This is a genomic window from Dysosmobacter segnis (assembly GCF_014297285.1).
GTDB classification, from domain to species: domain Bacteria; phylum Bacillota; class Clostridia; order Oscillospirales; family Oscillospiraceae; genus Oscillibacter; species Oscillibacter segnis.
The window spans coordinates 1-6,001 of record NZ_JACOQI010000047.1 but is presented as its reverse complement, the minus strand read 5'-3'; the positions used below and the strand labels follow the sequence as shown (position 1 = coordinate 6,001).

The 6,001-nt window shown below is 55.6% G+C and carries 5 protein-coding genes, 5 tRNA genes and 1 rRNA gene; 6 read left to right on the top strand and 5 right to left on the bottom strand.

All coding sequences use genetic code 11. The annotated features are described in order from the left end of the window. The first annotated feature begins 2 nt into the window (after positions 1 to 2). The 6 genes from rrf to H8Z83_RS18415 all read left to right on the top strand — a co-directional run bounded on the left by rrf (position 3) and on the right by H8Z83_RS18415 (position 686). Positions 3 to 118: ribosomal RNA gene (gene rrf, locus H8Z83_RS18440) — 5S ribosomal RNA — on the top strand. 35 nt (positions 119 to 153) lie between these two features. Then, a tRNA-Asn gene (locus H8Z83_RS18435) sits at positions 154 to 229 on the top strand. Positions 230 to 275: 46 nt separating this feature from the next. Further along, positions 276 to 352: transfer RNA gene (locus H8Z83_RS18430), tRNA-Ile, on the top strand. Between the two features lie 35 nt (positions 353 to 387). Next, positions 388 to 463: transfer RNA gene (locus H8Z83_RS18425), tRNA-Trp, on the top strand. A 65-nt stretch (positions 464 to 528) separates the two neighbouring features. Next, positions 529 to 605, top strand: a tRNA-Asp gene (locus H8Z83_RS18420). Between the two features lie 5 nt (positions 606 to 610). Continuing rightward, positions 611 to 686 (top strand) — tRNA-Thr (locus tag H8Z83_RS18415). Between the two features lie 188 nt (positions 687 to 874). Here the strand turns inward: H8Z83_RS18415 and H8Z83_RS18410 are convergent. The 5 genes from H8Z83_RS18410 to H8Z83_RS18390 form a co-directional block, all read right to left on the bottom strand. Then, complete coding sequence (locus tag H8Z83_RS18410; protein WP_187016378.1) at positions 875 to 2,029, bottom strand: tyrosine-type recombinase/integrase; 1,155 nt, start codon at positions 2,027 to 2,029, stop codon at positions 875 to 877. Further along, a complete protein-coding gene (locus tag H8Z83_RS18405; RefSeq protein ID WP_187016377.1) occupies positions 2,030 to 2,332 on the bottom strand; it encodes a DUF6809 family protein in 303 nt (100 codons plus the stop codon). It abuts the gene before it with no gap. Between the two features lie 117 nt (positions 2,333 to 2,449). After that, positions 2,450 to 4,417 (bottom strand): MobP3 family relaxase, encoded by a 1,968-nt coding sequence (gene mobP3 / locus H8Z83_RS18400; protein WP_187016376.1) that lies wholly within the window; start codon positions 4,415 to 4,417, stop codon positions 2,450 to 2,452. Continuing rightward, positions 4,405 to 4,818, bottom strand: a complete 414-nt coding sequence (locus tag H8Z83_RS18395; protein ID WP_207732096.1) for a hypothetical protein — start codon at positions 4,816 to 4,818, stop codon at positions 4,405 to 4,407. The genes mobP3 and H8Z83_RS18395 overlap by 13 nt, the downstream gene beginning before the upstream one ends. 814 nt (positions 4,819 to 5,632) lie before the next feature. Next, entirely contained in the window at positions 5,633 to 5,851 is a 219-nt protein-coding gene (locus tag H8Z83_RS18390) for a helix-turn-helix domain-containing protein (protein WP_187016375.1), read from the bottom strand. Between the last annotated feature and the right edge of the window lie 150 nt (positions 5,852 to 6,001).

Below are 6,001 nucleotides of genomic sequence, written 5' to 3'. Positions count from 1 at the left end.
TAGTTGGTGCTGATTAGGATGAGGGTCCACCCGTTCCCATTCCGAACACGGTAGTTAAGCTCATTTCTGTCCACAATACTTGGCTGGCAACGGCCTGGGAAGATAGATAGCGCCAACACAGGTTCTGGTTCAATAGAGCTGGGGCCTGCATATTCCTCCTTAGCTCAGTTGGTAGAGCACGCGGCTGTTAACCGCGCTGTCGTAGGTTCGAGTCCTACAGGGGGAGCCAGAGGATTGCCGCCACAAGGTGGCGGCAATCCAATTCTTAAAACCACGGGCCTTTAGCTCAGTTGGTTAGAGCAGTCGGCTCATAACCGATCGGTCCTGGGTTCGAGTCCCCGAAGGCCCACCATATGGTTTCGCCAGAGGGGGAACCTCAAGCGATTTAGGGGTATAGCTCAGCTGGTAGAGCAGCGGTCTCCAAAACCGCGTGCCGAGGGTTCGAATCCTTCTGCCCCTGCCATAAAAAGTCTTTACAACAGTCGTTGTATGTGTTATAATGCTTCAGTGTCGAGCCATTATTAATTTGGCCCGGTAGTTCAGTTGGTTAGAACGCTAGCCTGTCACGCTAGAGGTCGACGGTTCGAGCCCGTTCCGGGTCGCCAAATTCGCTGCTGTAGCTCAGTCGGTAGAGCGCATCCTTGGTAAGGATGAGGTCACCAGTTCGAATCTGGTCAGCAGCTCCAAAAAACACCTGAAATCTTCGGATTTCGGGTGTTTTTCGTTACAAAAATGCACTTTTAGGTGTGGGCCAAAATGTGGGTCAACTGCCTGACCCACACCGTGACCCACACAACGAAATGCGTAGAAAGACTTAAAGAGTACCGGAGAGGAGGCTTTTGCCTTCTCTCCGGCATTTTTGTTTTTTTTCTGCTTACATGACCTGCGCCATGAAACTGCCCATCGTTTGTGCGGCCTCGTCTTGCTTCTGCCTTGTAGCGTGGGTGTAGGTGCGGAGTGTAAATCCGGCGTCATAGTGGCCGAGCATACTGCTGACGGTTTTGACGTCCACTCCATTTTGCAGTGCCAGCGTTGCGAAGGTATGTCTGAGGTCGTGAAATCTGATGTGCGGCAGTCCAGCGTCCTTCAGGATCTTCTTGTGCAAGTTTACGACGGAGTCTGGGTAGTACATCTCACCGGTTGCCGGCGAGGGGAACATGTAGGGATTCTCAGGATGCTTGCTATGCTCTGTTATCAGCAGATCGATGGCATCTTGAGGAATGGATATTTTTCTAACTGAGGTTTCCGTTTTGGGACGGGAGAGCGTCAGTTCGCCATTGGGATTCTTCACATATTGTTTGCTGACGGAGATGGTTTTGTTTAGGGTGTCGAGGTCGCTCCAGAGAAGCGCCGTAATCTCGCCCTTCCGCAAGCCCGTGACCAGCTCCAGATAGAACATGGGGAGCAGACCTCTCCTGTCAGCGGCTTCCAGATAATCCTTGATGTGCTCAGGCGGAAGAATCTGCATTTCGATTTTTTGCACCTTCGGCGCGATGCAGTCCTCGGTCGGGTTCCGCAGGATCAGGCGCTCCTTGACCGCCCGTTCCAAGGCGCTGTGCAGCATGAGATGCAGACTCCGAACTGTGGTACTGCTGAGTCCAGGGTTGCCGTGACCGCTCTTGCGGTCGATACGACCGTTTTCCATCAGATCCTTGTAGAGCTTTTGTAAGTCATGGGCAGTCAACTTTGTCAGTTTGATGCTGCCGATGCGGGGAATCGTGTATTGCTCGACCATCAGTTGATAGCGGTTTGCTGTTGAGATGCGGATATTCGGTTTTGCGTAGATCTCATACCAGCTACGCAGCCAAGTTGCTACCGTGTACTCATCAGCACGGCTGACATCGATTCCTCTGGTAGCCTCCATTGCGGCACTGAGCTTCGCCTTGCATTCCGCCTGCGTCTTACCAAGCACGTTTTTGATGATGCGCTTTCCTGTTTCGGGGTGGTATCCTGCTGTATAGCGCCCCTCCCAACGCCCGTCTGCGCGTTTGCGAATGTTGCCTTCGCCATTTGCACGTTTTTTTGCCATTCAGTCCTCCTGTTCCGCTGGACGGCAGATGTGTTCTTCTTCCTCCTGCTCGAAGGAATAGAGTCCATCGGTCTCCAACTCTTTCGCCATGCCCCACGCCAGCTTGAAGCCCGCCGTGAAGCTCATCAACTTGGCTTCGACCAGCAACGCGTTCTGTGCGTCCAACAAGCGGAGCAGCTTTCTGCGCCCCGCAGCGTCCATATCCCGCCGCAGATCCTCATGGGCGTATTCGATCTGCTCGGCCAACTCTGGATACTCTTGGCGGTCGAAACGCTTTTGCAGGGCTTTCATGTAATCGTACATTGCGGCACCTCCTTTTTGGCAACCACAACACATACCACAACCCGGCGCACAAAGCTACTGTTTTCCGAAATGTTTCTTTGACTATAGCGGCGCAAAAACTGAACACCTCGACTCGCTTTACATATGGAATTTCATTGAAAATCCCTGTTGCTGTTCCAACTCATGATCATCCGGCTTGTGACCGAGGGCGACGCGCTTTTGCCGCAGCTGCGCCAGCCGCTTGCGGTCGATTTGGGCACCGTTGGCAGCGGGAGCCGGGGCGTTGTTCCGGAAAATATTGCCCATGTGGTAGAGCAGCCGGGTGGAGGCCAGCAGGACGGAGGGCGGCTCCTGTTCGCCGCGCTCCATGCGTTTCATGAAAAATTCCGCGTAGGCATGACCGTTAGCCCGCGCCACCGCGAACCATTCGTAGGCGGCGTCCATGTCCTTGGGAACGCCCTCGCCCATGAGGGTCAGCTTTCCCAGCAGATATTGCGCATAGGCGTTTCCATTGTTCGCGGCCTGCCGCAGGTATTCCGCCGCAGTCGAAGTGTCTTTTGACACATTTTTGCCGCTGAGATATTCCTTGCCCAGCCGGTAGGCAGCGAAATCGTTGCCGTTGTCCGCCGAGCGTTTCAGCCAATAGATGCCCTTGGCAGGATCGTGCACATCTGCATCATCAGAGAGATACAGCTTGCCGAGGGCGTACTGTGCTACGTCCAAGTCCTGCTCGGCGGCGCGTTCCAACAGCTTTTGTGCTTTGACCGTGTCGGGGATCAGCAGCCCGCCGTCGCGGTACGCCGTGCCGATGATGTACTGGGCGTTGGCATCGCCTGTATCCGCAAGCTGTTTCAGCTGCTCCGCCGCCTCGTCACGCTCCTTCAGAGGGAAACGATCATCGTTCGCCACGCTTTGCAGATCCTGACACTCGTAGCTCATGTCATAGGCGCTGATCTGCTCGCCGTCATCCTGCATTTCCTCGTCCTCAAAGGAAAATCTGTTCATGCGAAGATGCTCCGCCTCTTTGATGACGGCGTTCTTGATTTGACGAAATTCTTTTTGCTGAGACAGCGGCGGACGTAGCCGTTTCTTTCCCTCGGAATAGTAATCCTCCACCTGACATTGCAGTTCCCACCATGTCTGGTAGCACGCATCCACGGTGGGCAGACGCGCCATCTGGTCGACGATCTCATCCACCAGCTTCTTCATTGGCTTTGGAAGATAGCCATAGGTTTTCTTTCCGCTGACCTGACCGAGCTGCCGCGACAGATCCCAGATCATCTGCTCTGCCTCCGGGTGGATGCAGGTCATTTCCCGCATGGCCTTCGCCAATTCCAGCATGGCTTTCCGCGCTTCCACCACCAGTTCGTCTCGCGATTTGCTTTTCTGCTCATAGACGTGCAGCAGCTCCTGACGAAAGATCTGATTGGTGAGCGTGGACTTGATCTGCCGTATCCCATCTTTGGACAGATATGCCTGATTCGGCTTTGCCGACCACGCCATCATGTGGACGTGGGGATGGTTACCTTCATCGTGGAAGGCGGCGTACCAACGGAAATCCTCCGGCGGGATCTTCATCGCCGCGGCGATATCATTGCGGTGGGTACGCAGTAATGTGCGCCATGCCTCCGCGTGGTCATACCCCAGCCGCTCCGCGTCCTCCCGGTGGAGGGAGATGATGTGCGTCCACACGTTGCCGGTGTAGTGATTCAGTTCATCCGCGACAGCGGCGAGGTCAACGGCATCATCGTCACCGAAGAGACCGTGTTCCCCCAACCGTTCCGCCCTCGGACGCAGCGCGATGTACTTGGCGTAACCTTCCATGCCCTGTACCCGATCCCAATTCGATTCCAGCGCCAGCGTGATGAGCGCGGACGCCGTCGCTTTTGTCGGGTGTGAGAGGTAGTCCTCGTATTCCATCAGCTCGCTTGCGTCAGGAAAATCCTTCACCAGTTTTGCGATGAGCTGCGTCTGCTTTTGGGTGGGCGGACGGTCATCCGGGATGATCTCCACCCGCTCCCGCGTGGCGATGTACTTGAGATACCCGCCAGCACTTTGCCCAGTACCGCACTTGATGTACGGGCTTTTGACGATCAGCCTTGCCATGTTTCGCTCTCCAGCTCACGGAGTTTCTGTTCCAACCGCAGCTGACCGTTAGTGCGCTTGACGGAGGCGATGCTTTTGGCCCGTTCCTGCCGCAGCACTTCCTCGCTCACATTGAGGCTTTGCAGGAGGATGGACATTGCCATGTCCATCTCCACCGTCTGCTTGTAGAGCAGCGACGCGATGCGATCCTCGAAGAGTTTCAGCCGACTGTCGATGGCAGACTGCACCGCACGGGGCAGCGTGGCGCTTTCGCCTGCGGCCAGCATATCTGCGTAGCAGTTCACCGCCTTTTCGATGAACTCGTTTTTGCTGCGGCAGTTATCTTCCTGATACCACCGCTCTATTTTGGCGGCTGTTTCATCCGTCATACGGAAGTTCAGCCTGTTTTCATTTTTGCTCATAATTCCCTCCAATCTGCCGTAAGGCACGCTCGTTTTCGTTGAAACACCTGGGCTTACGGGAACTAAGACGCCAGCCGTTCTGAAATCTCCTTCAAAAGGCGCCACAACCGCCTGCGTTGAAACCCCCGTCAACTGCCCGCACTGCGGGCAGAAGTGATTGGGCAGAGCGTCGGTTCCGACGCCAGTCCTTTATCCTGCTTTTCGTCGGCGCAAGCTCCATATCGCTCGTTTCCGCCAAAAGCGGCGAAAACTCACTCATTCCGCTGCGTCTCCTCTTCCCACCGAACCCGCTTCGCTGGGCTTCGGCGGGAGCCCTGCTTTCCTCCGATAACCGCCTGATCTGCCTGAAATACGCTGAAGGTGCGTCCCATATGGCGTGGGAAAGTCCTCTCCAGCGCGGTTCCAAATCATACTCGCACAAACGCCGCAACGTTCGTTTCGAGGGACTGCGGCGGGTACATACGCCACCCCAGCCCCTAACCGCGCACACAGCGGCTTACACGGCGAAACACGGGCATTTCGGACGGGGGGTGGTATCACTACCCTCGGAGCGTTTTGCGCGGTTCGGAAACCCTGCGTGGCCGGGTGTCAGAACGGCAAACTTTGCCGCTTTCGGGTCTTGGTCAGGTGTGCTCCCGAAGAGCGCAGAGAGCCTTCGGAACAGCGATGCGCTCATGCGCGTCGCTGTTCCGAGGCGTCGCGGCCCCGCCGGGCTGCGTGATCCCATTGCTGTTTCTCTCACCGCATTGATGGGCTTCGCGGTTTTAGTCAGCCACTTCGTTGGCACACAGAAAATTGAGCGCCTGTTCTTTAGTTACAGCGGTGCGTTTTTTGAACCGCTGTTTGCGTCGATCCATGCGAGAAACTTATCCTTTGGAACAACGATCCGGCTGCCGATTTTGAGCGCGGGGAATTCGTTGCCATGCACCAACTCATAGGCACCGGCACGGGAGATCCCAAGCACTGCGGCAACTTCTGTCACGGAGAGCATCAGCGGAAGCTCATCATAGCTTGTGTAGATGGAATGCTTCATTCTGTTTTTCCTTTCTTCACGCACCGGGCAGCAAATTCACCGCGGACAGCTTGCGATGAATTTGCCGCCGCTCTGTTGTTCGTTCAACCGCAGACAGTTGACGTGTGTGAAAAATTTCAACGGCCTCATGGATGGGCCTGATGGTATAGC